We start from the raw sequence: 24,521 nt of genomic DNA, 5'->3' as shown, positions 1-24,521 counted from the left end.
GGCGGGACCGCGGATCGGTCCGCGCCGGGTCGACCGATCAGTCGTCCGCTTCGATCTCGGGCTCGTCGCCGCCGACGTCGATGGCGCAGGAGGCGTTGTACTCGACGTCCTGCACCGACTCGATGGCGGGGTCGTCGCCGCACACCGGGCAGCCGTCCTGCTTGGGGATCTCGACCTTGTCGAACTCCATCTCGAGCGCGTCGAAGAACAGCATCGAGCCGTCGAGCGACTCGCCCTCGCCGATGATGTGTTTCACCGTCTCGGTCGCCTGCAGGCAGCCGACCGTACCGGGGAGGACGCCGAGGACGCCGGCGGTCGCGCAGTTCGGGACCATCCCGGCCGGCGGCGCCTCGGGGAACAGACAGCGGTAACACGGCGAGTCGTCGTCGCCCGCGAACGTCGTCACCTGCCCCTCGAACTTGAAGATGGAGCCGTGCGAGAAGGGGATCCCGGCGAGCGTGCAGGCGTCGTTGACGAGGTACCGCGTCGCGAAGTTGTCGGTGCCGTCGACGACGAAGTCGTAGCCGGAGATTAGCTCCTCGATGTTGTCGGGGGTCACCCGCAGCTCGTGTTTCCGGACGTCGATGTCGGGGTTGAGCTGTTCGACGAAGTCGGCGGCGGAGTCGACCTTCTTGCGCCCGACGTCGTCGTTCCCGTGGATCACCTGTCGCTGGAGGTTCGACAGCTCGACCTCGTCGTCGTCGGCGACGCCGAGCGTGCCCACGCCGGCGGCCGCGAGGTACTGGATGATCGGCGCGCCGAGCCCCCCGGCGCCGAGCACGAGCACCTCGGCGTCGAGCAGGGCCTTCTGGCCCTCGGGGCCCACGTCGTCCATGATGATGTGTCTGGAGTAGCGGTCGAGCTGCGTCGGATCGAGGTCGAGGTCACTCATTCGTCAGTCCTTGTCGCTACAAACGCATAAGCCGGCCGCCCACCGGCGCGTGCTGCCGCCATCTCGGAGGTGCGTTCCTCCCGCACGATCGTGTCGAGCGGGCCGCGGCGGCGCTCGTCCCGCCGCGCGCCGGTTTCGGCCGCACCGCTGACCCGGCACGGCCGCCGTCCCCGTGGCGACCGGATCGCCGGTCGTGTTAGACCGTGGCCGACGTTGCCGTCGGCGGGCCCCTTTTTGGACTGGGACGCGAACCGGTGATATGGCCACGATTAAACTGCCGGCCGTCCTCGTCGGCGGGTCCGCGACCTCGGAGGTCGAGGTCGAGGGCGACACCGTCCGCGAACTGTTCGACAACCACGCCGACGAGCACGGACCGGAGCTCCGGGACAGCGTGCTCGAGGACGGCGAGATCAAGGAGTTCATCAACGTCTACGTCGAGGGGACGCCCGTCGACGGCGTCGACGCCGAGGTCCCGGCCGACGCGCAGGTCCGCGTCATCCCGGCCGCGAGCGGCGGTCGGTAACCGGTCCGCTTCTCGGTTCGAGACGGTGTTCTCGTTATAAGTAGTCCTCCCAGAGCGGGATGTCCGCGTACTTGTCGCCGCGGTCGCACAACATGAAGACGACCACGTCGTCGTCGTCGAGTTCGCCCGCCGCGTCGAGATTCGCCACCACGGCCGCGCCGCCGCCCGCGGAGGTGCCCACGACGAACTGGTCGTCGACGCGCAGGTGCTCGCGGACCGTCGCCTCGTCGTGCTGTCCGGGGTCGACGATCGGTACCGGATCGTCGATGTAGCGCTCGCGGAGCGCCCGCGCCCGGTCGTACGCGTCCGAGGTGGTGACGTACTCCGTCCGGTCGAGCACCGACTCGTCGTACGTCTCGGGGTGGTAGTGGTCGCCCGACTTGAGGTATTTCAGGCCGTCGATGGCGTGGAGTCGCTCGTCGGGCTCGAAGCCGACGACCTCGACCGCGCCGTCGCTCAGGTCGGTCAGGCCGCGGCCGGTCCCCGTAATCGTCCCGCCCGTGCCCACGCCCGCGACGAAGCGGGTCACCTCGCCGTCGGTCGCCTCGTAGATCTCCCGGGCGGTCGTCCGCTCGTGAGTGCCCGGGTTGTCGGGGTTCTCGTACTGGTTCGGGCGGAAGTACGCGTCGGGGTCCGCGGCGATGATCTCCTCGCAGCGCTCGATGACGGCGTCGTAGCCGAGGTTGGCGTCGACGAAGTGGATCTCCGCGCCCGCGTCGCGGACGGCCGCCACCTTCCCGCCGGCGGCGTTGTCGGGCATGACGATCTCCACGTCGTAGCCGCGGGCGGCCGCGAGCCGCGCCACCTCGCTGCCGGTGTTGCCCGAGGTCGGCTCGATCACGGTGACGCCCGGCTCGAGCTCGCCGCGCTCCTCGGCGCCGTCTAACATCCCCTTCGCGATCCGGGACTTGATCGACCCGCCGCCGTGCGGGGCCTCGTAGAGGTTGAACCACTCCGCCTTCGCGTACACGTCCGCGTCGGTCTCGAGGTCGAGGTCGAGCTCCACGAGGGGCGTCTCGAAGATCGTCGACTCGTCCACGACGTACTCGCTCATGGGTCCCGTAGATCGCTCCCCGATAAGAGTCCGACGGAAACGGCTGTCTCGACGCCTATCGCGGTCGTGCGCCGCGATCGCCCGTCCGAGATACGGGAGAAGCCTGCCGCACACGAAAGGGGTTACCGGGGCAGACGCATACGAACCCGCATGAGCCAACCATCGTGGGACGACGTCGTCGAGATGCCCGACGAGCTCGACGACGAGACCGCCGAAGCGCTCTTGGAAGACGCGACCGAGGTACAGGACATGACCGGAGAGGTCTGTCCGTACCCGCAGGTCGAGGCGAAGAAGGCCATCGCGGGGCTCGCCCCCGGCGACGTGCTCGTGCAAGAGACCGACCACGTCCCGAGCACCGAGAACGTGCCGAAGGCGGTCGGCGACGACGCGACCGCCAAGGTCTGGAAGTCCGGCGACGGCCGCTACCGCATCTTCATGCGGAAGGAGTGACCATGGTCGAGGAACTCACCCCCGAGGAAGTCAACGAGCGCGTCCGGAAGGGCGACATCCGCGTCATCGACACGCGACCGCGCGAGCAGTACGAGCGGGGTCACATCCCCGGCGCGATCAACGTGCCGCTGGGCGACCTCCCCTCCCGAGTCCCCGACATCGAGTGGGACGACACCGACGTCGTCTGCGCGTGTCCGGTCGGCCAGTCGTCGAAGCAGGCCGCGATGCTGATCAGCAGCTACGAGGGCGTCGAGGAGGACGTCGTCGTCGCCAGCATGTCCGGCGGCTACGAGGAGTGGGACTTCGAGCTGGAGACCGGCTCGCCCGCGGACGCCTAGGCGGCTCCGACCGGTTCCGCCGATTTTAGGGACGCCGACTCGGAGAGCGCCGGCGACGCTCCGTTCGGTTGTCACTGAAGCCGGATGTCTCACCGAGTGTCACGTAGGCGTACCTCTTTGTATCGCAAGCTGATTGGCACCGAGCATGGACGCCGCGACGGCACGCCGGGAGCTCTACGAGGTGATGAACGAGCCTCGCGAGTTCGACGCGAAGGCCGAGCGGGCGCTCGCCCTCGGCAAACGGTACCTCGACGTCGAGAACGCGCACCTGACGGAGATCCACCCCGACACCGATTACTGGGAGACCGTCGCCAGCACGGACCCGCCGGACGGGGCGTTCCCGTCCGGACTCGTTCTCGACCTCGGGACCACGTACTGTCGGCGCGCCGTCGCCGACGGCGGAACGGTCGCGCTCCACGACGCCCCCGAACAGGGGTGGGCCGACGACCCCGCCTTCGAGGCGCACGGGCTCCGGTGTTATCACGGGAGCCTCATCGTCGTCGGTGACGAGCTCTACGGAACGGTCTGTTTCGTCTCCGAGGACGCTCGGTCCCGACCCTTCAGCGACGAGGAGACCCTGTTCGCGGAGCTGATCGCCCGGATGCTCGAACACGAGCTGCAGCGCCGGCGCACCGCGGCCGAGATCGAGCGGCTGGACCAGTTCGCGAGCGTGCTCGCTCACGACCTGCGAAACCCGCTGGGAGTGGCGCAGGGGTACGTCGATCTCGCTCGGAAGTCGAGCGGGAATCGGCACCTCGACACCGCGGCGAACGCGCTCGACCGGATGGAGGAGCTCATCGAGGACGTCCTGACGATGGTCCGACAGGGCCGGGCCGTCGAGTCGGCGGAAGAGGTCCGACTGGCGTCGGTGGCCGACGGGTGCTGGGAGTCCGTCGTGACCGGGGAGTCGGAGCTCCGCGTCGAGACGGACCTCGCGATCCGGGCGGCGACCGACCGTCTCCGGCGGCTGTTCGAGAACCTCTTTCGGAACAGCGTGGAGCACGGTTCCGCGAGTAGCCGGGCGGAGCCCGGCGACGCGATCGAGCACGGGGGCGACGGGGTGACCGTCCGCGTCGGCGCGCTCCCCGACGGAGCGGGCTTCTACGTCGAGGACGACGGGCCGGGCATCCCGGCGAGCGAGCGGGACTCCGTCTTCGAGCGGGGGTACTCGTCGGAGTCGGAGGGCAGCGGTCTGGGGCTGGCGATCGTCGCGAGCGTCGTGCAGGCCCACGACTGGCGAATCGAGGTCACCGACTCCACGACTGGCGGGACCCGATTCGAGATCGGCGGCGTCGTCGTCCTCGATCCCGGTTCGGGCTGACGGGCGGAGACGGGCCCCCGCCGGCTCCCGCTCAGATCGCGCAGCCGACCTCGCGGTACATGTAGTGCGTCATCACGTAGACGCCGAGGACGATCCCCGCGCCGGCCAGGAAGGAGTGGACCGACAGCAGCGCGACCCCCGAGAAGAGGTTCGCGATGTTGCAGCCGGCCGCGAGCCGCGAGCCGACGCCCATCAGGAGGCCGCCCGCGGCGTAGTTGGGGACGCGGTTCAGCTTCGGCTTCCGGATCCGGAAGTCGCCGGAGGCGTACGCGGCGATAAAGGAGCCGACGACGAGCGACGCGATCATCACCATGTCGATGGTCAGCGAGATGTTCCCGTCGCGGAAGAGGATCGAGCCCCAGTACTCGACGCTCGCGACGTCGTACCCCGCCTGCCCGAGCAGGTAGCCGGCCCAGCGCGCCTCGCTGCCGGTGATCGCCCAGTGGCCGTGCACGTAGAACCAGAGGCTCGCGACGAGCGCCATCGCCACGCCGGCGGTCCGGGCGTCCCACGAGTCGCGGAGCCGGACTTTCAGCGGTCGGTCGTCGTCGCGGAGCCCGCGGGCGTATTCCACGGTCCCATCGGCGATGCCGCGCAGGCCGACCGAGACGGCCGAGAGCGTCCGGGAGGCGCCGAGCGCTGCCTGCGCGCGGGTGTCGGCCCCCACGCCGGTCCCGCCGGAGGGGTCGTCGGGAAGCCGGCTCTTCCCCTTCACGAACGCGTACGCGAGGGTGCCGAGCGCGACGGCGCCGGCCCCGGTGATCGCCGGCGAGAACGGGAGGGAGAGGTACAGCGTCCGCCCCTCGAACGGGTTCAGCGTCTGGAAGTAGTACGTCTCCGCGACGGGGAATGCGAACGCGAAGAGGACGTAGCCGACGAACATGAAGAGGAGGACGAGCCAGAACTGGAGGTACCCCTGTCCGGCCCGATAGAGTGTGCCGGACGCGCAGCCGCCGGCGAGGGTCATTCCGAGCCCGAAGACGAAGCCGCCGAACAGCGACCCCAGCCCCCACGCGGGCGTCCAGAAGCCCCGGAAGTAGCCGAACGTGGCCTGCACGCTCCAGAACACGGTCATCACCGCGATCCCGGCGAGCAGCCCCTTCAGCACGCGGGTGTCTTTGAACGCGACGAAGTCCCGGAAGGCGCTGACGAAGCAGAACCGCGCCTTCTGTAACAGCACGCCGAACGAGAGCCCGACCGCGATCGATATCCCGACGTAAGCGACGGGCGATAGCATCATTAGCGGAGCCGAGTGCTCCCCGCCCTAAAACGTCGCTGAAGACGGTAACGGTGCGCGCTGGTCAGAGGAACAAACAACATTTGCCGCTATTCGGCACACGGGGCAACGAAGCGCGCCTCCGGGAGCCCTTTAGGCGCGAGACGCGTCGGGAAGGTATGAGCGACGACTGCGGATGCGGAACGAACGACACGGTGTCGTGCGCCTCGGGCGACGAGACGCCCGGCGCGTCCGACGGCGCGGCGGCCCGTCCCGCGAAGGGGAGCGAGCTGGCGAACGACGACCGCCGCAACCCGTTCGCCGACGGGATCGACCGGCGACGCCTCCTGCAGGCGTCGGGCGCCGTCGGCGCGACGACGGCGCTGGCCGGCTGTTCGGGCGGCGGCGGTGGGGGCGGCGACGAGCCCGCGCCGACGATGTTCGTCTTCAACAACGGCGACCGGACGCTGAGCGTCGTCGACACGGAGAGCGACGAGCTGCTCACCACCGCGTTCCTCGGGACGACCGCCTCCTTCCCGGCCAACCAGTACGCCACCGGCATCGACGACGAGCACGACGTGCTCTGGCTGAACGTCTCCGGCGGCGTCCGCGCGTTCGACCAGCGCACGCTCGAGGAGCTCGCCTTCGTCGAGACCGGATACGGTCCGAACTACCCGAACGTGACGCCCGACGGCGAGCACCTCCTGATCGCCTCCGGCGGGACGACCGGGATGGAGCCCGAGGGCGACGCGAACCACGCCATCTTCCGCGTCGACGCGAACCGCGACAGCGACACCTTCGGCGAGGTGACCGCCGAGATCGAGACCGGCTACGTCGGCCCCTGCGACATGACGCTCGGCCCGGACGGCGACTACGCCTTCGTCGTCGACGTCGCCGACGAGGCGGTCCGCGTGCTGAGCGTCGACCCGTTCGAGACGGTGAACCGGGTCGACGCCGGCGAGCCGGTCACCGAGGGCAACGTCCTCCCGTTCATGTGTACTGCCTCCTTCGACGGCGAGCTCCTCCTCGTCGAGAACGGAGAGGGGACGCTCGGCGGCGACCCCGAGGTCCCCCGCGAGGGCTCCGAGAGCGTCTGGGACATCTCCGACCCGGAGAGCCCGGAGGAGATCGCGAAGATCACCCGCGACGACGGGCTGCCGGGCGCGCCGATCACGAGCGAGGTCGCTCCGGACAACACCGCCGCGTACCTCTTCATCCCCGGAGAGGGCGTCGGCGTGATCGACCTGGAGGCGAACGAGTACGCGACGACCCTCGACGTCGGCGGCAGCAGCATCGCCGGCGCGTGGGGGCCGAACCGCGAGAAGCTGTACGTCCCGGTGCAGGACGCGAACCAGGTCGCCGTGATCGAACACGCGAGTCGCGAGGTCGTCGCGACGGTCGAGACCGGCGAGGCGCCCACCGGCGCGGTCGCCGGCACGGTCCGCCCGGAGGGGGACGCGGTGTCGAGCATCCAGGCGTCGCTCGCCTCGCTCGGCGTCACGTTCGGCGAGATGGAGGCGTCGTGGTGCATGGACGACCACTGCTACTGCGGGTAGATGACTCCGGACACCACGCACGACGACGGACCCGCCGACCCCGCCGAGGGAGACGCGGCCGGAGTCGACGGAGCGGACGAGTCCGACCCGGCGTCGACCCGGCGCGGACTCCTCCGGGCCGCGGCCGGCGCGACGGTCGCCGGCGCGGCGAGCACGGCCGGCTGTCTCGGGGTCACCACCCCGGCCGACACCGCGGCACAGTACGAGCTGACCGGGAACGTCGACCACTTCGTCGGGCCGCGCTGGCTCGCCGACAACCGCGAGGACGTCGTCGTCCTCGACGCTCGGGACTCGGAGAACTTCCGCAAAGAGCGGATCTACGGCGCCAGGCGCGTCCCGTTCGACGCGATCACGAGCCGGGCGTCGTCCGACGCCGGCCTGGTCCCGGACGTCGACGCGATCGCGACCGCCTTCGGCGAGGTCGGCGTGTCGCCCGACGACGACGTGCTCGTCTACGGCGCGAGCGTCGGGTCGCGCGTCACGCGGACCGCGTTCGCGCTCGCGGCGCTGGGCCACGCCGGCTCGATCCGCGTCCTCAACGGCGGCCTCTCCGGCTGGAACGGCCGGCTCGGGACGGGCTCCCGGGGCCGAGTGACGCCGACCGAGTACGAGCCCGACCCCGCCGAGTCGGCGTGGGTCACCCGCGAGTGGCTCGCCGACCGCGTGGGGACGTTCAACGGCGACGGCCCCGGCCTCGTCGACGTGCGCGTGCCGGAGGCGTACCTCGGCGCGCCCGCCGCCGACGCGCTGAACGACGACAACGACCGCCACGGCCACCTCCCGGGCGCGATCGGCGTCCACTGGGTCGGGAACGTCTCCGGCCGACGGATGACCGACCCCGGGCGACTCGTGCAGCTGTACGAGGGCGAGGCGGAGCTGGACCGCGCGGGCACCGTCGTCGTGTACGGCGACGACAACGTCGACCCCACGTCGACGTGGCTGACGCTGCGGGCGATCGGCTTCGAGGACGTGCGCGTCTACGACGGCGGCTTCGGCGAGTGGGCGAACGTCGAGGGCGACCGCGGCCGGTACCCCGTCGAGACCGCGACGAGCGTCGTGATCGAGACGGAGGGAAGCGTCGGCGGCGGCGACGGCGGCGGCGACTTCTCCTGTACGGGATGACGGGCAGCGGAGCGGCCCGGCGAAGCGACGCGGGCGACTCCGATCGCCCGCCCGATCGCGTCGTCGCGGTCCCCTGCGAGGGCGACGACGCCCTCGCGCTGCTCGCGCTTTCCGACGGCGAGCCGCTCGGCGAGGTCCCGGTCGGTAGCCATCCGGTTCACGCGACGACCCACCGGGGGCGCACGTTCGTCGCGACCATGGGCGAGCGGGCGATAACCGCGGTCGACCCGAACGGGGCCGTCTCGCGGATCGAGACCGGCGTGCTCGGCCCCTCTCACTTCGCGGCCGCGAACGGCGAGCTGTTCGTCTCCTGTAGCGCCGGCGACGCGCTCGCCGTCGTCGATCCCGAGTCGCTGACGCTCGTCGCCCGGATCGCGGTCGGCGCCGAACCGCACGAGGTCGCCGTCTCCCCGGACGAGCGCCGGCTCTACGCCGGGAGCCGCCGAGAGGGCGTCGTCGACGTCGTCGACCCGGCGGCTCGCGAGCGGCTCGGCGCCGTCGACGTCGGCACCGACGCCCGGGTGCAGGGGGTCGCGGTCGGCCCCGAGGGGGACCGCGGCTACGCCGTCGACCAGGCGGGCGCCCGCGTCGTCGCGTTCGATCCTGGGGCGGTCGGCGGGGCGGAGGGGGCCGACGAGCCGGGCGACCCCTCCGACGCTCCCGTCCTCGGCGCGGCCGCCGTCGGCGCGGACCCGTACGACCTCGTCGTCACGGTCGACCGCGTGTTCGTCCCCGGCCGCGGGGACGGCGTCGTCCACGAGTTCGACCGCGACCTCGGGCTTATCGCGGTTCACGAGGGATTCGCCCGTCCCGTCGACCTGTTCCGGATCGGCGGCGAGCGGTGGGTGCTCGACGCGGCCGCGGACCGGCTCCGGTCGCTCTCGGGAGCGGTCGTCGAGACGCCGGCGCCGGGCCTCGTCGCGACCCGCGTCGGCGACCGGCTGGTCGTCTCGCACTACGAGGACGACCGGGTCTCGCTCGTCGACGTCGCGGAGGGCACGATATGGACGGCGGAGACGGGGGCGTACCCCTTCGGTTCCGTCGTGGTCTGAGTCCGGATCCGTTGCTGTCGCAGAGAGCGCCTCCGTCAGAGACAGCGGGGAACGCTGCCGCTGCCCGCGGGCCCATCTCCCGTCCGGTCTACTCCGCGGTATGAAGGTCGCCTACGTCTTCGCGACGGCCGGACAGACCATCGACTACGTGCTCGGGGACATGATCCTCCCGCAGCTCGAGGCCGGAGCGCACGGCGCAGACGTGGTCGGGATGTTCTTCTTCCACGACAACACCTACGCCCTCCGCGAGGACGACCCGTTAGGCCAGCGGCTCGCCGACGTGGCGGCCGAGCGGGAGATCCTCCTCATGCTGTGCGACCAGTGCGCCACCCGCCGCGGGCTCGCCGAGTTCGACCGCACCGACGAGCACGGCCGCGACCGCTACGAGCCGACGAACACGATCGAGGGCGCCACAGTCGGCTGCTTCCCCGACCTCTACGAGGCGCTCGGCGAGGTCGGCGTCGACCACGTGATCACGCTGTAGCCGGCGAGACCGCGGTTCGCGAAGGCCTCTAAATCTCGAAGTCCGGCGTGTCGAACGCGCCCTCGTCCGCCTCGACGTCGTACCCCTCGATCGCGGTGAGCGCGACGTCGAGGGTCGTCTCCGGGTTCCACCGGCCCGTGTTGATCGCGAGGTCGTAGATGGAGCGGTCGGAGAGGTCGATCCCGTAGTACGACTTGTACCGCTTCTCCTCGATCACCTCGCGGACCTGCATCTCGGAGGTCATCTCCTCGCGGTCGAGCGTCCGGTCGGCGCGCACCTCGTCGGGCGCGTCGAGCCAGATCCGAACGTCGGCGCGGTTCCCGGCGATCCACCCGGCGAGGCGCGACTCCAGCACGAACGCCTTGTTCGCGGTCCCCCACTTCTCGGCGATCCGGCGGAGCCGCCGGTCGAGCGCGCGGTCGATCTCCTCGGACTCGCCGGTCTTCGCGATCAACTGCGAGAGGCTCATGTCGCGTTCGGCGGCGATCTCGCGGAACAGCTCGCCGCCGGAGACGTAGCCGCAGTCGAGCGCCTCGGCCAGCCCCTCGACCAGCGTCGTCGCCCCGCATCCCGGCGGGCCGGAGACGGTGACGAACAGGTTGCGGTCGATCTCCCGTTCCGCCGCCGGCGAGGATCCACTCATACGTGCGGCGCCACGGTCGGACTCCGGATAAACGGGCCGGTTCGCGCACCGCGGAGGAGGGGCCGCGGCCCGCGGGCGATCCGTCGGTCCGCCGACACAACGGATATCCCTCCGCGCGCCCACCTATGTGACAGTGAGCGAACTCACGGAATGCGGCGCGGAGCGCCCCCCTGCGCGGGCGCTCCTCCGCGAGGCCCTCGCCGGTGATGATGCCCCCTCCGTCGAGTTCGACCCGGAGACGGTGCCGCTCCCGGACGCCGACGTGCTCGACCGGCTCTCGCCGCCGGTCCGCCGCTGGTGGGTCTCGGAGTTCGGCGAGTACGTCGGCGAGAACGGCGGCTTCTTCACTCCGCCGCAGCGCGAGGCGATCCCGCACGTCGCCGACGGCCGGAACTGCCTCGTCGCCGCGCCGACCGGCAGCGGGAAGACGCTCGCCTCCTTCACCGCCGTGCTCGACGACCTCTTCGCCCGCGAGCGGGCGGGAGAGCTGGACAACTCCGTCTACTGCCTCTACGTCTCCCCGCTGAAGTCGCTCGCGAACGACATCAAGCGGAACCTGGAGGTCCCGATCGAGGGGATCGCGGCGGAGCGGGGCGCGGAATCGACGGAGGCCGACGACGAGAGCACCGGCGACGCGGCCCCCGGCGTCCGCCAGGCGATCCGACACGGCGACACGAGCGAGGCGGACAGGCGGGCGATGCTGGAGGAGACGCCGCACGTGCTCAACACCACGCCGGAGACGCTGGCGATCCTGCTCAACTCCCCGAAGTTCAAGGAGAAGCTCCGGACCGTCGAGTACGTCATCGTCGACGAGATCCACTCGCTGGCGGCGAGCAAGCGCGGCACGCACCTCGCCGTCTCGCTGGAGCGGCTCACGGACCTCGCCGACGGCTCGCCGACCCGGATCGGCTGCTCGGCGACGGTCGAGCCGCTCGACGAGGTCGCGGAGTTCCTCGTCGGCCGCGAGCGGGTCGCCGGCGACAGCGAGGCGCAAGGCGCCTCTGGCAGCGAGGGACACAGTCCCTCGGGCAACCGGGCTTCGCCCGGTGACAGTCGGACGCAGTCCGACGATGTCGGCGACGAGTCGGGGCTCGAACCGCGCCCGTACGAGCTGGTGGACGCGCGGTTCGTCCGGGAGTTCGACCTGGAGCTCCGCACCCCGGCGGCCGACCTGATCCACACGCCCCGCTCCGTCGTCACCGACCGGTTCTACGACGCGCTCCGCGAGCTGATCGAGTCCCACGAGAACACGCTGGTGTTCACCAACTCCCGGTCGGGGGCGGAGCGCACCTTACAGGAGCTCCGCGAGCGATTCGGCTACGACGAGTCGGACTCGGGGTGTCACCACGGGAGCCTCGGCGAGGGGCAGCGCACGCGGATCGAGGAGGGGCTGAAGGCGGGCGAGCTGGACGTGGTGACCACGTCGACGAGCCTGGAGCTCGGCATCGACATGCCCCACCTCGATCTGGTGGTGCAGGTCGGGTCGCCGAAGTCGGTGGCGGCGCTGCTCCAGCGCGTCGGCCGCGCGGGCCACAGCCCCGGCGAGACGGTCGAGGGGCGGGTGTTCGCGCTCGACCGCGACGAGCTGGTCGAGTGCGCGGCGATGCTCGCCCGCGCCGAGGACGGGTTCGTCGACCGCGTCTTCCTCCCGGAGGGCGCCTACGACGTGGCCGCCCAGCACGTGTACGGGATGGCGATAAACCGCGTTCGCCCGGATCGCGAGGTCCGCGAGACGCTCCGGCGGGCCTACCCGTATCGCGACTTCGACGATGCCGACTACGAGCGGCTCATGCGGTACCTCACCGCGGACTACGAGGGGCTCGAAGACCGGAACGTCTACCCGAAGGTGTGGCGCGACGAGAACGACCCGCCGGGCGGGGAGCACCACCACGAGGAGCACCCCGTCGGGGAGCTGCTCGTCGGGAAGCGCGGCCGGCTGGCGCGCGTCATCTACATGACGAACGTCGGGACCATCCCCGACTCGTTCAGCTGTCAGGTGCTCACGCGCGACGGCGACCCGGTCGGGACGCTCGACGAGAGCTATCTCGACACGCTCGATCCCGGCGACGTGTTCGCGCTGGGCGGCGAGCGGTTCGCCTTCCGGTACCGGCGCGGCTCGAAGGTGTACGTCGACCGGACGAGCGAGCGCCCGACCGTCCCCTCCTGGTACTCCGAGCGGCTCCCCCTCTCGTACGACCTCGCGCGCGAGGTGCTGGCGTTCCAGGGCGAGCTGCTCGACCGGCTCCGAGACGGGGGACCGCCCGCGGTCCGCGCGTGGCTCCGGGAGTTCCCCCTCGACGGGGACGCGGTCCGAGCGATCACCCGGATGTACGACGAGCAGGTCGCGTACGCCGGCGCCGAGAGCGTCCCGACCCCCTCGCGGCTCGTCGTGGAGGAGGAGCTCGACCGCGCCGCGTACAAGCGACGGTTCTACGTCCACTCGAACTACGGCCGCCGGTTCAACGACGGCCTCTCTCGGCTCGTCGCCGCCGCGGTCGCGAACCGCACGGACGCGAACGTCGCCGTCGCGGTCGCGGACCGCGGCTTCTCGCTCGCGCTCCCGCTGAACCGCAAGGTCGACGTCGCCGCGATCCTCCGGGAGCTGGACCCGGGGACGGTCCGCGGGGACCTCCGCGAGGCGGTGCAGGGGACCGATCTCCACCAGCGCTACTTCCGGATCGACGCGGCCCGCTCGCTACTCATCCTGAAGCGGTACAAGGGGTACGAGAAGACCGCGGCCGAACAGCAGGTGTCGGCCGAGATGCTGCTCTCGTTCGCGGACGAGCTCGACGAGTTCGCCGTCACCGAGGAGACGTACCGGGAGCTGTTGGAGGACCGGCTCGACGTGGCCGGGGTCCGCGAGGTGCTCGGCGAGGTCGCCGACGGCGACGTCGAGGTCGTTCACCACACCGTCGACTCGCCGACGCCGCTCTCGTTCGGGCTCGCGACGCTCGTCGACTCCGACACGGTGCTCGCCGACGACGAGTCGGCGGTGCTCCGGGAGTTCCACGCCCGCGTCACGGAGTCGATCGAGGACGGCGACGGCGAGTGACGGCGGTCCGGGGCTCCGCCCTCACGGCCGCGGCGGCTCGGCCGGGAGCACGTCCGGGAGCCCGTCGAGGATCAGCGTCGTGTAGTGGAGGAAGACGGCGAGCGCGGCGACGGAGAGGAGCAGGAGGAACAGGAGGACCAGGCGCTCGTCGCTGCTAACCACCGCGCCGGTGTCGGCGACGAACCGCGCGAGGGGGCCGCGCGTTGGCATCGGGCCCCCTACGAACTCGGCATTTTAAAAGGTCGCCCGAGGGGACGACTCAGTCGCTCTCGACCGCGGGCGCCTCCGAGCCCGACAGCGGCTCGCCGTCGACCGGCTCGTCGGGGTTGGCGTCGACCGCCGCCTGGCTGAGGCCGAGCCGCGCGTCGACGTCGGCGTCCTCGCGCACGTGGACGGTCCCGCGGTGGATCGCGATCGCGTCCGCGAGGTGGAGCCGGACGGCGTCGAGCAGCACGTCGGCCTCGAGGGGTTGGCCGCGGCGCTTGATCTCCTCGACGTCGGCGCCGGCGGGCACGTCGAAGGCGCGCTGTGCGATCACCGGGCCCTGATCGAGGTCGGTCGTCACGTAGTGCGCGGTGACGCCCGCGATGCGGACGCCGGCGTCCTTCGCCTGCCGGTACGCCTCCGCGCCGGGGAACGCCGGCAGCAGCGAGGGGTGGACGTTGACGATCCGGCCCTCGTACCGGAAGACGACCTCCGGCGAGAGGATCCGCATGTAACGGGCCAGCGCGATCAGGTCCACGTCGTACTCGGCCAGCAGGTCGAGCAGCCGGCCCTCGTCGGTGTTGCCGCTCCCGTCGCCCACGTCGTAGAAGGGCTTGTCGTAGCGCTCCGCCAGCGACCGGAGGTCGCCGCGGTTGCCGATCACGACCGGGATCTCGGCCTCCTCGCCGTCGTCGGCGAGGTCGCCGTTGGCCTCCGCCTCCAGCAGGGCCTCGGGCGCGTGGGTCTCCTTCGTGACCAGGAGCGCGATCCGGCGGGCGTCGCGGTCGCTCGGGAACCGCACTTGGATGTCGACGTCGAGCTCGCGGCCGAGCTCGGCGAGCGCGCGGCGGAGCTCGCCGCGCGAGGTCTCCAGCTCGGAGGCGTCCACTCGGGTCGTCATCCGGAAGACGCCCTCGCGGACCGCCTGGTCTAAGTCCTCGATGTTGATTCCCCGCTCGAACAGCAGGGAGGTGACCCGCGCGATGAGTCCGGTCTTGTCTCCTCCGACGACCGTGATCTCGGTCAGTTCGCGGGTCATGCGACGATCACCTCCGCGGGTTCGAGCGGCTGCATACACCCGACCCAAGTCGCGGAGGGGTTTGCCCCTTTCGCTCCGCGCGGAGCCTGCCGCCCGCACGATCGACCGAGATATACCCACGAACGTGGATATAAAAGGCGTTCCAAAACGGTTTTTACACACGACTCCGCAGTATCGGCCATGACGGCATACACCGCGACGGTGACGGTCCGGCTGAAGCGGGGCGTCCTCGACCCGGAGGCCGAGACCACCCAGCAGGCGCTCGAACGCCTCGGGTTCGAGCTGTCGGACCTGCGGTCGGCCGACCGCTTCGAGGTGGACTTAGAGGCGGCCGACGCCGACGAGGCCGCCGACCGCGCCGACGAGATGGCCGAGCGGCTCCTCGCGAATCCGACCATCCACGACTACGACGTCGCGGTCGCCGAGCGATGACGGTCGCCGTCTCGACGACGCCGATCGTCACCGGCGCGACCGGCACCGACGCGGGTCTCGCGGCCGCCCACGCGAGGTGGTCGGCGTGACGGTCGCCGTCGTCCAGTTCGGCGGCTCCAACTGCGACCGCGACGCGGTCCGCGCGCTGGAACACCTCGGAGTCGACGCCGAGCGCGTCTGGCACGAGGACGGCCTCCCGGCCGACCCGGACGGGATCGTCCTCCCCGGCGGGTTCTCGTACGGCGACTACCTCCGCGCCGGCGCGATGGCCGCCCGGGCGCCGGTCATGGCCGAGGTCCGCGAGGCCGCCGCCGACGGCGTCCCCGTCATCGGCGTCTGCAACGGCGCGCAGATCGGCGCGGAGTCCGGGCTCGCCCCCGGCGCGTTCACGACCAACGCCTCCGCGCGCTTCCAGTGCGAGCCGGTCCACCTGCGCGTCGAGCGCGCGGACACGCCGTGGACCGCCGCCTACGACGAGGGCGACGTCATCGAGGTCCCCATCGCGCACGGCGAGGGGCGCTTCGAGATCGACGATGACGCCCACGCCGACCTCGTCGCCGACGACCGCGTGCTGTTCCGCTACTGCGACGCCGACGGGAACGTCACCGACGCGGCCAACCCGAACGGCTCCACCGACAACGTCGCCGGCGTCCTCGGCGAGCGCGAGACCGTCGCCGTCCTCATGCCCCACCCCGAGCGCGCCACCCTCCCGGACCTCGGTCGAAGCACGGACGGGGCGGGAATACTCGAAGCGTTCGCCTGACGGCCCCCGTCGCCACCGGCTCACTTTTTTGCGGTCGACCGCCAACTAGGCTCCATGCAGGCACGTCACATCGACCACGTCAACCTCCGGATCCCCGAGGACGGCGTCGCCGACGCCCGGGAGTTCTACGGCGAGCGACTCGGGTTCGGAATCGAGGACGCGCAGTACGCGGCCGACGAGAAGCCCTTCTTCGACGTGCGGCTGTCGGCGACGGCCGTGGTTCACCTGTGGCCGACCGACGAGTTCGAGCCGCCGACGGCGACGAACTACGACCACGTCGCCGTCGTCGTCGAGGAGTCGATCGACGAGATCGAGGCCGAACTGGACGCGGCCGGCGTCGAGGTCGAGAAGACGCTCGACTCGCCGCTCGGCGCGACCGGGGTGGCCGGAGCGGTGTACGTCAGGGACCCGTTCGGCTACCGGGTCGAACTGAAGGCGCGGGTGTGAGGGACGCGACGAGAACCGAACCCGTTCGCCGACCCGAGCAACCCTCGCCCCGTTGCGGCCGTTTAAGACCCCCGAGCGACAGGGTCAGGTATGAGCGAACAGCAGCCACGATCCGACGAGGGGGAGGCCTCTCGCCGACGCGGAGGCGACGCGGACCGGTTCGCGGGAGAGAAGGACGAGGACCTGCGGAGCAGGGACGTGACCGAGGGCGCCGAGCGCGCGCCCCACCGCTCGATGTTCCGGGCGATGGGGTTCGACGACGAGGACCTCTCGTCGCCGCTCGTCGGCGTGCCGAACCCCGCCGCCGACATCACGCCGTGTAACGTCCACCTCGACGACGTCGCCGACGCGGCGATCGACGGGATCGACGCGGCGGGCGGGATGCCCGTCGAGTTCGGGACGATCACCATCTCGGACGCCATCTCGATGGGGACCGAGGGGATGAAGGCGAGCCTCATCTCCCGCGAGGTCATCGCCGACTCGGTCGAGCTCGTCTCGTTCGGCGAGCGCGTGGACGCGCTGGTGACCGTCGCGGGCTGCGACAAGAACCTCCCGGGGATGCTGATGGCGTCGATCCGCACGGACCTCCCCTCCGTCTTCCTCTACGGCGGCTCGATCATGCCCGGGGAACACGAGGGGCGCGACGTCACCATCGTCCAGGTGTTCGAGGGCGTCGGCGCCTACGCCGAGGGCGACATGAGCGGCGAGGAGCTCGACGAGTTAGAGCGCCACGCCTGCCCCGGCGCGGGCTCGTGCGGGGGGATGTTCACCGCCAACACGATGGCCTCCATCTCCGAGGCGCTCGGCATGGCGCCGCTCGGCTCGGCCTCCGCGCCCGCCGAGGACGAAGAGCGCTACGAGGTCGCGGAGCGGGCCGGCGAGCTGGTCTTGGACTGCATCGAGAACGACCGCCGCCCCTCCGACGTCCTCTCGCGGGAGTCGTTCGAGAACGCCATCGCCCTCCAGACCGCCATCGGCGGCTCGACGAACGGCGTCCTCCACCTGCTCGCGCTGGCCGCCGAGGCCGACGTCGACCTCTCGATCGAGGACTTCGACGAGATCTCGCGGCGCACGCCGAAGATCGCCGACCTCCAGCCCGGCGGGAGCCGCGTGATGAACGACCTCCACGAGGTCGGCGGCGTGCCGGTCGTGCTCCGTCGCCTGCTGGAGGCCGACCTGCTCCACGGCGACGCGATGACCGTCACGGGCCGCACCCTCGCCGAGGAGATCGCGGAACTGGAGGAGAGCGGCGCGCTCCCGGACGACGACGAGATCGAGGCGGACTTCCTCTACACCGTCGACGAGCCGAAGGAGGAGGAGGGGGCGATCAAGATCCTCAAGGGGAACCTCGCGCCGGACGGCTCGGTGCTGAAGGTGACCGGCGACGACGAGTTCTACCACGAGGGGCCCGCCCGCGTGTTCGAGCACGAGGAGGACGCGATGGAGTACGTCCAGTCGGGCGAGATCGACTCCGGCGACGTGATCGTGATCCGCAACGAGGGGCCGACCGGCGGCCCGGGGATGCGCGAGATGCTCGGCGTCACCGCCGCCGTCGTCGGCGCGGGCCACGAGGACGACGTCGCGCTCCTCACCGACGGGCGCTTCTCCGGCGCGACGCGCGGCCCGATGATCGGCCACGTCGCCCCCGAGGCGGCCGACGGCGGCCCGATCGGTCTCATCGAGGACGGCGACCACGTCACCGTCGACATCCCCGAGCGCGACCTCTCGGTCGAGCTTAGCGACGAGGAGTTCGCGGAGCGCCGCGAGGCGTGGGAGCCGCCGGCGCCGCAGTACGAGGGCGGTATCCTCGCGAAGTACGCCCGCGACTTCGCCTCCGCCGCCGACGGCGCCGTGACGAACCCGCGGCTGACGGGCGACCGGTAGACGAGAGCGCGGCCGCTCTCGGATTTAAATACCGAGCGAAAGAAGCACTGTCCCAGGCCCCCGAGAGCGACAGCGCGGTCGCCCGCTTTCTCCGACCGTCCCCGCTTACTCGCGCTCCCCGCCGTCCGTGTGCGCGGTCCGGACCGACTCGGCGCGCCAGACGTTGCTGCGGCGGCCGGCGCGGGACAGCTCCATCTTCACCACCGAGCCGACCGGCAGGTCGGCGACCTCCTCGCGCGCGTCGTCGTCGGCGTAGTCGACGACGTGGTACGTCTCGTTGCGAGGATGTGCACGGAGCGTGGTGCATTCGTGATCGTTCTGTTCGGAAATGACGGTGAAGGTGTCGTAGTTCGACATCTTAACTCGTTATTCTTGGACATACTACTTCAATACTCCGTATATTCACTACAGTCGTCGGTCAGGTCGTAAAACGAATATAAGGTGTATAACGTGGGGGTCCGGGGCGGGACGCCGCCCGGCGGTCGATGACCGGTCGGGACCAGTACGCATATTTCCGCCCGCCGCCGACCCCGACGCATGGATGCCAGTCGGGAGGACGAGGAGCCGGTCGGCGTGGCGCTGTTCGTCGACGGGCCGAACGTGTTGCGCGAGGAGTTCGACGTCGACCTCGACGACGTGCGGCGGGCGGCCGAGGCCGAGGGACCGCTCGTCACGACGCGGCTCTACCTCGACGAGCACGCGACGCCGGGGCTGATACAGGCCGCGGAGGCGCGGGGGTTCGAGGTCGTGATCACGAGCGGCGACGTCGACGTGAAGCTCGCGGTCGACGCCGCCCGGTTCGCGGCCGAGGGCCGGATGTCGGTCCTCGCGATCGCCTCGCGGGACACCGACTTCAAGCCCGTCGTCGAGACGGCGAACGGGTACGGGATCCGGACCCTCGCGATCGCGCCCGGCGAGTTCGGGCGCTCCGACGCGCTGCGCAACGCCGCGAACGGATCCGTGACGCTCGACGAGGACGACGCGGAGACGAGTGACCGCGATGGCGACGCGGGAGACGCGGACGCCGCGGCCGACCCGGAGGCGACCGCCGACTCACCGCCGGAGTAGCGACCGACGCCGAGCTACTTCCGGCGCCCGCCGCGACCGCGACCCGCCCACCCGATCAGCACCGCCCCGAACCCGCCCGCGACCGCCGCGGCCCCGCCGACGCCGAGGGCGGTCGGCAGGAGGCCGATCCGGGCGATCGCGGCGTCGACGCCGACCCGGAACCAGCCGAGGTTCGGGACCGACACCAGCGCCTTCGCCGTGATCCACTCCTCCCGGACGACCGGGGCGATCCCCGCGCTCTGGTCGTACTCGCCGTTGGCGTCGCCGAAGGTGACGTAGCCGTCGTGGGGCGCGGGGCAGCTCTCGATGTCGTCGCAGTCGCCGTCGAGCAGCGCGGGGTCGGCGCGGTCGGTCCAGTCCTCGCCCGCGCTGACGCGGAACGCGAGCCGGTGGAGGATCGGGTGCTGACCGTCGTCCGGGGGATCGAACACCACCACGTCGCCCGTGCCGCCGAGCCGCGTGGGCGCGTCCGGCTCGGCGTGGCCGGTCAGCCCGCCCCACGGGAACCGCTCCGCCGTGGTGACGACCACGAGGTCGCCGCGCTCGACGGTCGGCTCCATGCTCCCGCTCTCGACGGCGACGAACGGGGGCCACGCGCCCGCGGCCGCCGCGACGACGAGCGCCACGAGGAGGACCGCCGCGGCGGGCGCGAGCAGGTCGGAGACGTTCCGCTTCACGTGGGAGAGAGAGGGAGGAAACGGCTTGAGCCTGTCGGCCCCTCCGACGCGCTCATAGGGCGTCCTGGGCGCGAAGGGCGGCCCGCTCCGGCACCGATACCGACCCGATGGCAAGACCTTAGGCGCGTCCCGCAGACCGTTCGGCCATGACCGATCGGCTTCCACCTCTCCACGAGACCCACGCGGCGCGCGGCGCGAAGTTCACCGACTTCGGCGGCTGGCAGATGCCGGTCGAGTTCGACTCGATCCGCGAGGAACACACCGCGGTCCGGGAGTCTGTCGGCGTCTTCGACGTCTCGCACATGGGCGAGATCGAGGTGGCCGGCCCGGACGCGACGGCGCTGATGAACCGCCTGACGACCAACGACGTGACCGCGCTCGATCCGGGCGACTCCCAGTACGCAGCGATTACCGACGACGAGGGCGTCATGCTCGACGACACCGTCGTCTACCGGCTCCCGGACGGGATCGAGGCCGGAACGGGCGCCGACGCGCTCGCCGGCATGGATCGCGACCTCGACGCGGGCGCGGGCGACCCCGCGTACCTCTTCGTCCCGAACGCGGGCCACGACGGGCAGATGGCCGACCGGTGGAGCGACTACCGCGACGAGGCCGGACTCGACGCGACCGTCGCGAACGCCACCGACGACTGGGCCATGCTCGCCGTGCAGGGGCCCGACGCGGCCGACGCGGTCGACGACGCGACCCCCGCCGACCGCGTGGTCGGCCTCTCGAAGTTCGAGGCGACGGTCGCCGCCGTCGCGGGCGCCGATAGTTGGGTCGCCCGCACGGGTTACACCGGCGAGGACGGGTTCGAGGTCATGTGCCCGGCGAGCGACACCGAGGCGGTCTGGTCGGCGTTCGTCGGGGAGGACGCGACCGGGCCGACCGCACAGCCCTGCGGGCTCGGCGCCCGCGACACCCTCCGGACGGAAATGGGCTACCTCCTCTCCGGGCAGGACTTCGACCCCGACGACGAGCCCCGCACCCCCTACGAGGCGCGGATCGGGTTCGTCGTGAAGCTGGACACCGAGTTCGTCGGCCGCGACGCGCTCGAGCGACAGAAGGAGGAGGGGGTCGACGAGCGGTTCGTCGGCGTCCGCCTCCTGGAGCGCGGCGTCCCCCGCGGCGGCTACGCGGTGACCGACGGCGACCTCACCCGGATCGGTCACCTCACCTCGGGGACGATGAGCCCGACGCTCGACGAGCCGATCGGCCTCGGCTACCTCCACGAAAGCTACACCGCCCCCGACACGGAGGTGAGCGTCGTCGTGCGCGGCGACGAGAAGCGCGCCGAGGTCGTGATCCCGCCGTTCCTCGACCGGTAGGCGGCGACGGCCTCCGGCCCCTCCTAGCTACTCCCCCTCGAACTCCTCCGCGTACACCCGCTGGATCACCATGTAGAGGCGCCAGTGATCGACGCCGAGCCGGTCCGCCAGCGTCCGGGCCGCGTCGAGGTAGCGGTCGTACGCCCCCAACGTCATCGGGTCGGGGTAGCCCGATTCGAGGTCGGTGAGCGCCGCGACCACCCGCCACTCGCGGTCGCCGACGACGAGGAACCGATCGGGGTCGAGGAACCACAGCAGCGCGGAGGCGACCGCGACGTCGACGCCGGGGAGGTCGGTGAGCGCGTCGAGCGCGCGGTGGTGGGCGGGCCTAGGGGAGTCGCCGTCGCTCTCGGATCCCTCCTCCTCGAGCGCGTCGACCGCGTCCCACATCGCCCCGCGGAGCTCGCGGGAGTCCGCGTCCTCGACGGCCTCCTCGACCGCCCGGCGCTCGTCGTGGTCGATCGCGTCGACGCGCCGCCGGAAGTACCAGCGGACGACCCACTCGACGTCCCGCCTGCCGTAGTCCCCGGTGCGGAACGCCTCCGGGAGCGTCTCGATCGACTCCGCCTCGACCGGGTGGAAGGGAGCGGTCTCGCGGTACGTCTCGACGTGCTCGTCCGCGCGCGCCTCGACGTCGGCGATCGTCGGGTCCATACCGGTCGAACGCCCGGCGCCGACTAAACGGTTCGCCGGGCGAAACGACCGTCGCGGGCGAGCCGAGGCGGCTCGCGACCCTTCACGGCGCTGAAACGACCGATACACTCATGCGGCATGCGACACAGATCGTGACATATGTCCGCACGTCAGGGTGAGTACCATGTCCGCTGAGGAGGACGAGGCGGTGAAAACGATCTGCCCGTACTGCGGCGTCGGGTGCGGGATCAAGGTGAATCAGGGCGACGACCCCGGCGACGTGAAGTTCAACCCGTGGGGCGAGGCCCCGGTCAACGAGGGGCGCGTCTGCATCAAGGGCGGCGCGGCGACGCAGGTCGTCGACCACGAGGACCGGCTGACGGAGCCGCTGATCAAGGAGGACGGCGAGTTCCGCGAGGCGACGTGGGAGGAGGCCTACGACCGGATCGTCTCGGAGATGGAGCGCATCCGGGACGACTACGGTCCCGACGCGATGGGCTTCTTCGGCTCCTCGAAGACGATGAACGAGGAGAACTACCTCCTCCAGAAGCTCGCGCGCCGGTACGGCACCAACAACGTCGACAACTGCACGCGGATGTGCCACGCCTCGACGGTGTGGGCGCTCCGGACCAGCCTCGGCGCGGGCGCGATGACGAACAGCATGGAGGACTTAGAGGAGGCCGCCGACGTGTTCTGGATCCAGGGGGCGAACCCGGGCGAGCAGCACCCGATCGCCAACAGCCAGTACTTCCGGCAGGCCGTCCTGGAGGGCGCGACCGTCATTCAGGTCGACCCGCACGCCAACAAGACCACCCGGTCGTTCGAGATCGGGGAGACCGATCGGCACATGCACCTCCAGCTGAACCCCGGCGCCGACATCCCCCTCCTCAACGTCGTCCTGAAGACGATCCTCGACCGCCACGAGGCGGAGCCCGACGCGGGCTGGATCGACGAGGAGTTCATCGAGGAGCGCACCGAGGGGTTCGAGCACCTGAAAGAGACCCTCGCGGACTTCGACAAGCAGGCGGCCGCCGAGGAGGCGGGCGTCCCCTTGGAGGACATCGAGCTCGCCGCGGAGAAGTACGCGATGGCGAACAACGCCGCCATCTTCACCGGGATGGGGATGAGCCAGCACACCTGCGGCGTCGACAACGTGCAGAACGAGATCAACCTCGCGCTGATCACGGGGAACCTCGGTCGGCCCGGCACCGGCGTCAACCCCCTCCGCGGGCAGAACAACGTCCAGGGGACCAGCGACGTCGGCGCGATGCCGAACGTGCTCCCCGGCTACCAGCTCGTCGACGACGACGAGGTCCGCGAGTCGGTCGAGGACGTGTGGGGCTTCGAGGTGCCGGAGGAGCCGGGGCTCACCAACGTGGAGATCTCCCACGAGGCCGGCCACTCGGTGAAGGGGCTGTACGTGATGGGGGAGAACCCCGTGATGAGCGAGCCCGACGGCAACGAGGTCGAGGAGCGGCTGAAGTCGCTGGAGTTCATGGTCGCGCAGGACATCTTCATGACGGAGACCGCCGAGTTCGCCGACGTCGTGCTCCCGGCGACGACGTGGGCCGAGCGCGGCGGCACCGTCACCAACACCGACCGCCGCGTCCAGCGGATGCGAGGAGTCGACAAGGTCCACGAGAACACGAAGCACGACCTCGACATCCTGATGGAGGTCGGCAGTCGCCTGTTCAGCGAAGAGGAGTTCCGCTTCGAGGACGTGGAGGCCGTCTTCGAGGAGCTCCGGCAGGTGTGCCCGATCTACCACGGAATGACGTACGACGGGCTCGGCGAGGAGGGTCTCCACTGGCCCTGCTACGAGGAGGGCGACGAGGGCGACCAGTTCCTCTACGAGGACTCCTTCGACACGGAGAGCGGCCTCGGCCAGATCGAGGGCGTCCGCCACCAGCCGCCGAAGGAGGTGCCCGACGAGGAGTACCCGCTCATCCTCACCACCGCGCGCCTGGAGGAGCATTACAACACGGGGACGATGAGCCGGCGCTCGCCGACGCTGTCGCGGCAGCACCCGGAGAACTTCGTCGACGTCCATCCGAACGACGCCGCGGAGTACGGGATCGAGGACGGCGACATGGTGACGCTCCGGTCGCGACGCGGCGAGATAGAGGTGAAGGCGCAGGTGACCGAGGATATCAAGGAGGGGGTCGTCTGGACGACGCCGCACTTCGCGGCCGCCTCCGCGAACCGCCTCACGAACGACGTGCTCGACGACCGCGCGAAGATCCCCGAGTACAAGGCCGCGGCCGCAGACATCGCGGTGACGGTCTCGGACGGCGGCGAGGCCGACGACGCGGAGCCGGCCGACGACTGACGGCGACGACCGCG

Annotated in this window: 25 protein-coding genes; 16 read left to right on the top strand and 9 right to left on the bottom strand. The window is 70.9% G+C overall.

The window, feature by feature from the left end; translation table 11 throughout:
* Positions 1–37: 37 nt before the first annotated feature.
* Entirely contained in the window at positions 38–892 is an 855-nt protein-coding gene (gene ubaA, locus B4V04_RS02290) for an SAMP-activating enzyme E1 (RefSeq protein ID WP_498228809.1), read from the bottom strand.
* A 259-nt stretch (positions 893–1,151) separates the two neighbouring features.
* On the opposite strand from ubaA, the gene B4V04_RS02285 reads away from it, so the two are divergent.
* Positions 1,152–1,415 carry a MoaD/ThiS family protein gene (locus B4V04_RS02285; RefSeq protein WP_144798759.1) on the top strand — a complete coding sequence of 88 codons (264 nt, stop codon included), beginning with the start codon at positions 1,152–1,154 and terminating at the stop codon, positions 1,413–1,415.
* A gap of 34 nt (positions 1,416–1,449) precedes the next feature.
* Here the strand turns inward: B4V04_RS02285 and B4V04_RS02280 are convergent, their stop codons facing one another.
* Positions 1,450–2,469 carry a PLP-dependent cysteine synthase family protein gene (locus B4V04_RS02280; protein ID WP_498228807.1) on the bottom strand — a complete coding sequence of 340 codons (1,020 nt, stop codon included), beginning with the start codon at positions 2,467–2,469 and terminating at the stop codon, positions 1,450–1,452.
* 150 nt (positions 2,470–2,619) lie between these two features.
* Between B4V04_RS02280 and B4V04_RS02275 the strand changes: the two genes are divergently transcribed.
* The 3 genes from B4V04_RS02275 (at position 2,620) to B4V04_RS02265 (ending at position 4,578) form a co-directional block, all read left to right on the top strand.
* Positions 2,620–2,919: a sulfurtransferase TusA family protein gene (locus B4V04_RS02275; protein ID WP_144798755.1), complete on the top strand. Its 300-nt coding sequence runs from the start codon at positions 2,620–2,622 to the stop codon at positions 2,917–2,919.
* A gap of 2 nt (positions 2,920–2,921) precedes the next feature.
* Positions 2,922–3,257, top strand: a complete 336-nt coding sequence (locus B4V04_RS02270) for a rhodanese-like domain-containing protein (RefSeq protein WP_498228805.1) — start codon at positions 2,922–2,924, stop codon at positions 3,255–3,257.
* 145 nt (positions 3,258–3,402) lie between these two features.
* Positions 3,403–4,578, top strand: a complete 1,176-nt coding sequence (locus tag B4V04_RS02265) for a sensor histidine kinase (protein ID WP_498228803.1) — start codon at positions 3,403–3,405, stop codon at positions 4,576–4,578.
* Between the two features lie 31 nt (positions 4,579–4,609).
* Here the strand turns inward: B4V04_RS02265 and B4V04_RS02260 are convergent, their stop codons facing one another.
* Positions 4,610–5,818 carry a YeeE/YedE family protein gene (locus B4V04_RS02260; protein ID WP_498228802.1) on the bottom strand — a complete coding sequence of 403 codons (1,209 nt, stop codon included), beginning with the start codon at positions 5,816–5,818 and terminating at the stop codon, positions 4,610–4,612.
* Between the two features lie 155 nt (positions 5,819–5,973).
* Here B4V04_RS02260 and B4V04_RS02255 point away from each other — a divergent pair, with 155 nt between their 5' ends.
* The 4 genes from B4V04_RS02255 (at position 5,974) to B4V04_RS02240 (ending at position 10,008) form a co-directional block, all read left to right on the top strand.
* Positions 5,974–7,350 carry a hypothetical protein gene (locus B4V04_RS02255; protein WP_498228800.1) on the top strand — a complete coding sequence of 459 codons (1,377 nt, stop codon included), beginning with the start codon at positions 5,974–5,976 and terminating at the stop codon, positions 7,348–7,350.
* The gene (locus B4V04_RS02250) at positions 7,351–8,472 is read left to right on the top strand and encodes a sulfurtransferase (RefSeq protein WP_498228798.1); all 1,122 of its coding nucleotides are present in this window, start codon (positions 7,351–7,353) and stop codon (positions 8,470–8,472) included.
* On the top strand, positions 8,469–9,524 hold the full coding sequence (locus B4V04_RS02245) for a YncE family protein (RefSeq protein ID WP_498228796.1): 1,056 nt from the start codon (positions 8,469–8,471) through the stop codon (positions 9,522–9,524). The genes B4V04_RS02250 and B4V04_RS02245 overlap by 4 nt, the downstream gene beginning before the upstream one ends.
* 100 nt (positions 9,525–9,624) lie before the next feature.
* Entirely contained in the window at positions 9,625–10,008 is a 384-nt protein-coding gene (locus tag B4V04_RS02240) for a SaoD/DsrE family protein (RefSeq protein WP_498228795.1), read from the top strand.
* A 28-nt stretch (positions 10,009–10,036) separates the two neighbouring features.
* Here the strand turns inward: B4V04_RS02240 and cmk are convergent, their stop codons facing one another.
* A complete protein-coding gene (gene cmk / locus B4V04_RS02235) occupies positions 10,037–10,651 on the bottom strand; it encodes a (d)CMP kinase (protein ID WP_498228793.1) in 615 nt (204 codons plus the stop codon).
* A 133-nt stretch (positions 10,652–10,784) separates the two neighbouring features.
* Here cmk and B4V04_RS02230 point away from each other — a divergent pair, with 133 nt between their 5' ends.
* Complete coding sequence (locus B4V04_RS02230) at positions 10,785–13,703, top strand: ATP-dependent helicase (protein ID WP_498228791.1); 2,919 nt, start codon at positions 10,785–10,787, stop codon at positions 13,701–13,703.
* Positions 13,704–13,724: 21 nt separating this feature from the next.
* Here the strand turns inward: B4V04_RS02230 and B4V04_RS02225 are convergent, their stop codons facing one another.
* On the bottom strand, positions 13,725–13,913 hold the full coding sequence (locus B4V04_RS02225; RefSeq protein WP_498228790.1) for a hypothetical protein: 189 nt from the start codon (positions 13,911–13,913) through the stop codon (positions 13,725–13,727).
* A gap of 49 nt (positions 13,914–13,962) precedes the next feature.
* Positions 13,963–14,946 carry a formyltetrahydrofolate deformylase gene (locus tag B4V04_RS02220; RefSeq protein WP_498228788.1) on the bottom strand — a complete coding sequence of 328 codons (984 nt, stop codon included), beginning with the start codon at positions 14,944–14,946 and terminating at the stop codon, positions 13,963–13,965.
* A gap of 180 nt (positions 14,947–15,126) precedes the next feature.
* Here B4V04_RS02220 and purS point away from each other — a divergent pair, with 180 nt between their 5' ends.
* From purS to ilvD, 4 genes are all read left to right on the top strand, one after another.
* Positions 15,127–15,378 (top strand): phosphoribosylformylglycinamidine synthase subunit PurS, encoded by a 252-nt coding sequence (purS, locus tag B4V04_RS02215; RefSeq protein ID WP_123112050.1) that lies wholly within the window; start codon positions 15,127–15,129, stop codon positions 15,376–15,378.
* 85 nt (positions 15,379–15,463) lie between these two features.
* On the top strand, positions 15,464–16,141 hold the full coding sequence (gene purQ, locus B4V04_RS02210; protein WP_498228786.1) for a phosphoribosylformylglycinamidine synthase I: 678 nt from the start codon (positions 15,464–15,466) through the stop codon (positions 16,139–16,141).
* Positions 16,142–16,195: 54 nt separating this feature from the next.
* On the top strand, positions 16,196–16,588 hold the full coding sequence (locus B4V04_RS02205) for a VOC family protein (protein WP_498228784.1): 393 nt from the start codon (positions 16,196–16,198) through the stop codon (positions 16,586–16,588).
* Between the two features lie 90 nt (positions 16,589–16,678).
* Entirely contained in the window at positions 16,679–18,472 is a 1,794-nt protein-coding gene (ilvD, locus tag B4V04_RS02200) for a dihydroxy-acid dehydratase (protein ID WP_498228783.1), read from the top strand.
* 105 nt (positions 18,473–18,577) lie between these two features.
* Here the strand turns inward: ilvD and B4V04_RS02195 are convergent, their stop codons facing one another.
* Positions 18,578–18,829 carry a DUF7999 family protein gene (locus B4V04_RS02195; protein WP_144798726.1) on the bottom strand — a complete coding sequence of 84 codons (252 nt, stop codon included), beginning with the start codon at positions 18,827–18,829 and terminating at the stop codon, positions 18,578–18,580.
* Between the two features lie 180 nt (positions 18,830–19,009).
* Between B4V04_RS02195 and B4V04_RS02190 the strand changes: the two genes are divergently transcribed.
* Positions 19,010–19,540, top strand: coding sequence for an NYN domain-containing protein (locus B4V04_RS02190; RefSeq protein ID WP_498228781.1), 531 nt, complete (start codon positions 19,010–19,012; stop codon positions 19,538–19,540).
* Between the two features lie 14 nt (positions 19,541–19,554).
* On the opposite strand, the gene B4V04_RS02185 is transcribed toward B4V04_RS02190, so the two are convergent.
* Positions 19,555–20,217, bottom strand: coding sequence for a S26 family signal peptidase (locus tag B4V04_RS02185; protein WP_498228779.1), 663 nt, complete (start codon positions 20,215–20,217; stop codon positions 19,555–19,557).
* Positions 20,218–20,363: 146 nt separating this feature from the next.
* Between B4V04_RS02185 and gcvT the strand changes: the two genes are divergently transcribed.
* A complete protein-coding gene (gene gcvT, locus B4V04_RS02180; protein ID WP_498228777.1) occupies positions 20,364–21,545 on the top strand; it encodes a glycine cleavage system aminomethyltransferase GcvT in 1,182 nt (393 codons plus the stop codon).
* 27 nt (positions 21,546–21,572) lie between these two features.
* On the opposite strand, the gene B4V04_RS02175 is transcribed toward gcvT, so the two are convergent.
* Positions 21,573–22,199 (bottom strand): hypothetical protein, encoded by a 627-nt coding sequence (locus B4V04_RS02175; protein ID WP_498228775.1) that lies wholly within the window; start codon positions 22,197–22,199, stop codon positions 21,573–21,575.
* 163 nt (positions 22,200–22,362) lie between these two features.
* Between B4V04_RS02175 and fdhF the strand changes: the two genes are divergently transcribed.
* A complete protein-coding gene (fdhF, locus tag B4V04_RS02170) occupies positions 22,363–24,507 on the top strand; it encodes a formate dehydrogenase subunit alpha (RefSeq protein WP_498228773.1) in 2,145 nt (714 codons plus the stop codon).
* Positions 24,508–24,521: the final 14 nt, after the last annotated feature.

The sequence above is a fragment of the Halorubrum sp. B52 genome (assembly GCF_059752555.1).
The sequence above is the reverse complement of the archived record's forward strand: the minus strand, read 5'-3'. Positions and strand labels throughout refer to the sequence as shown.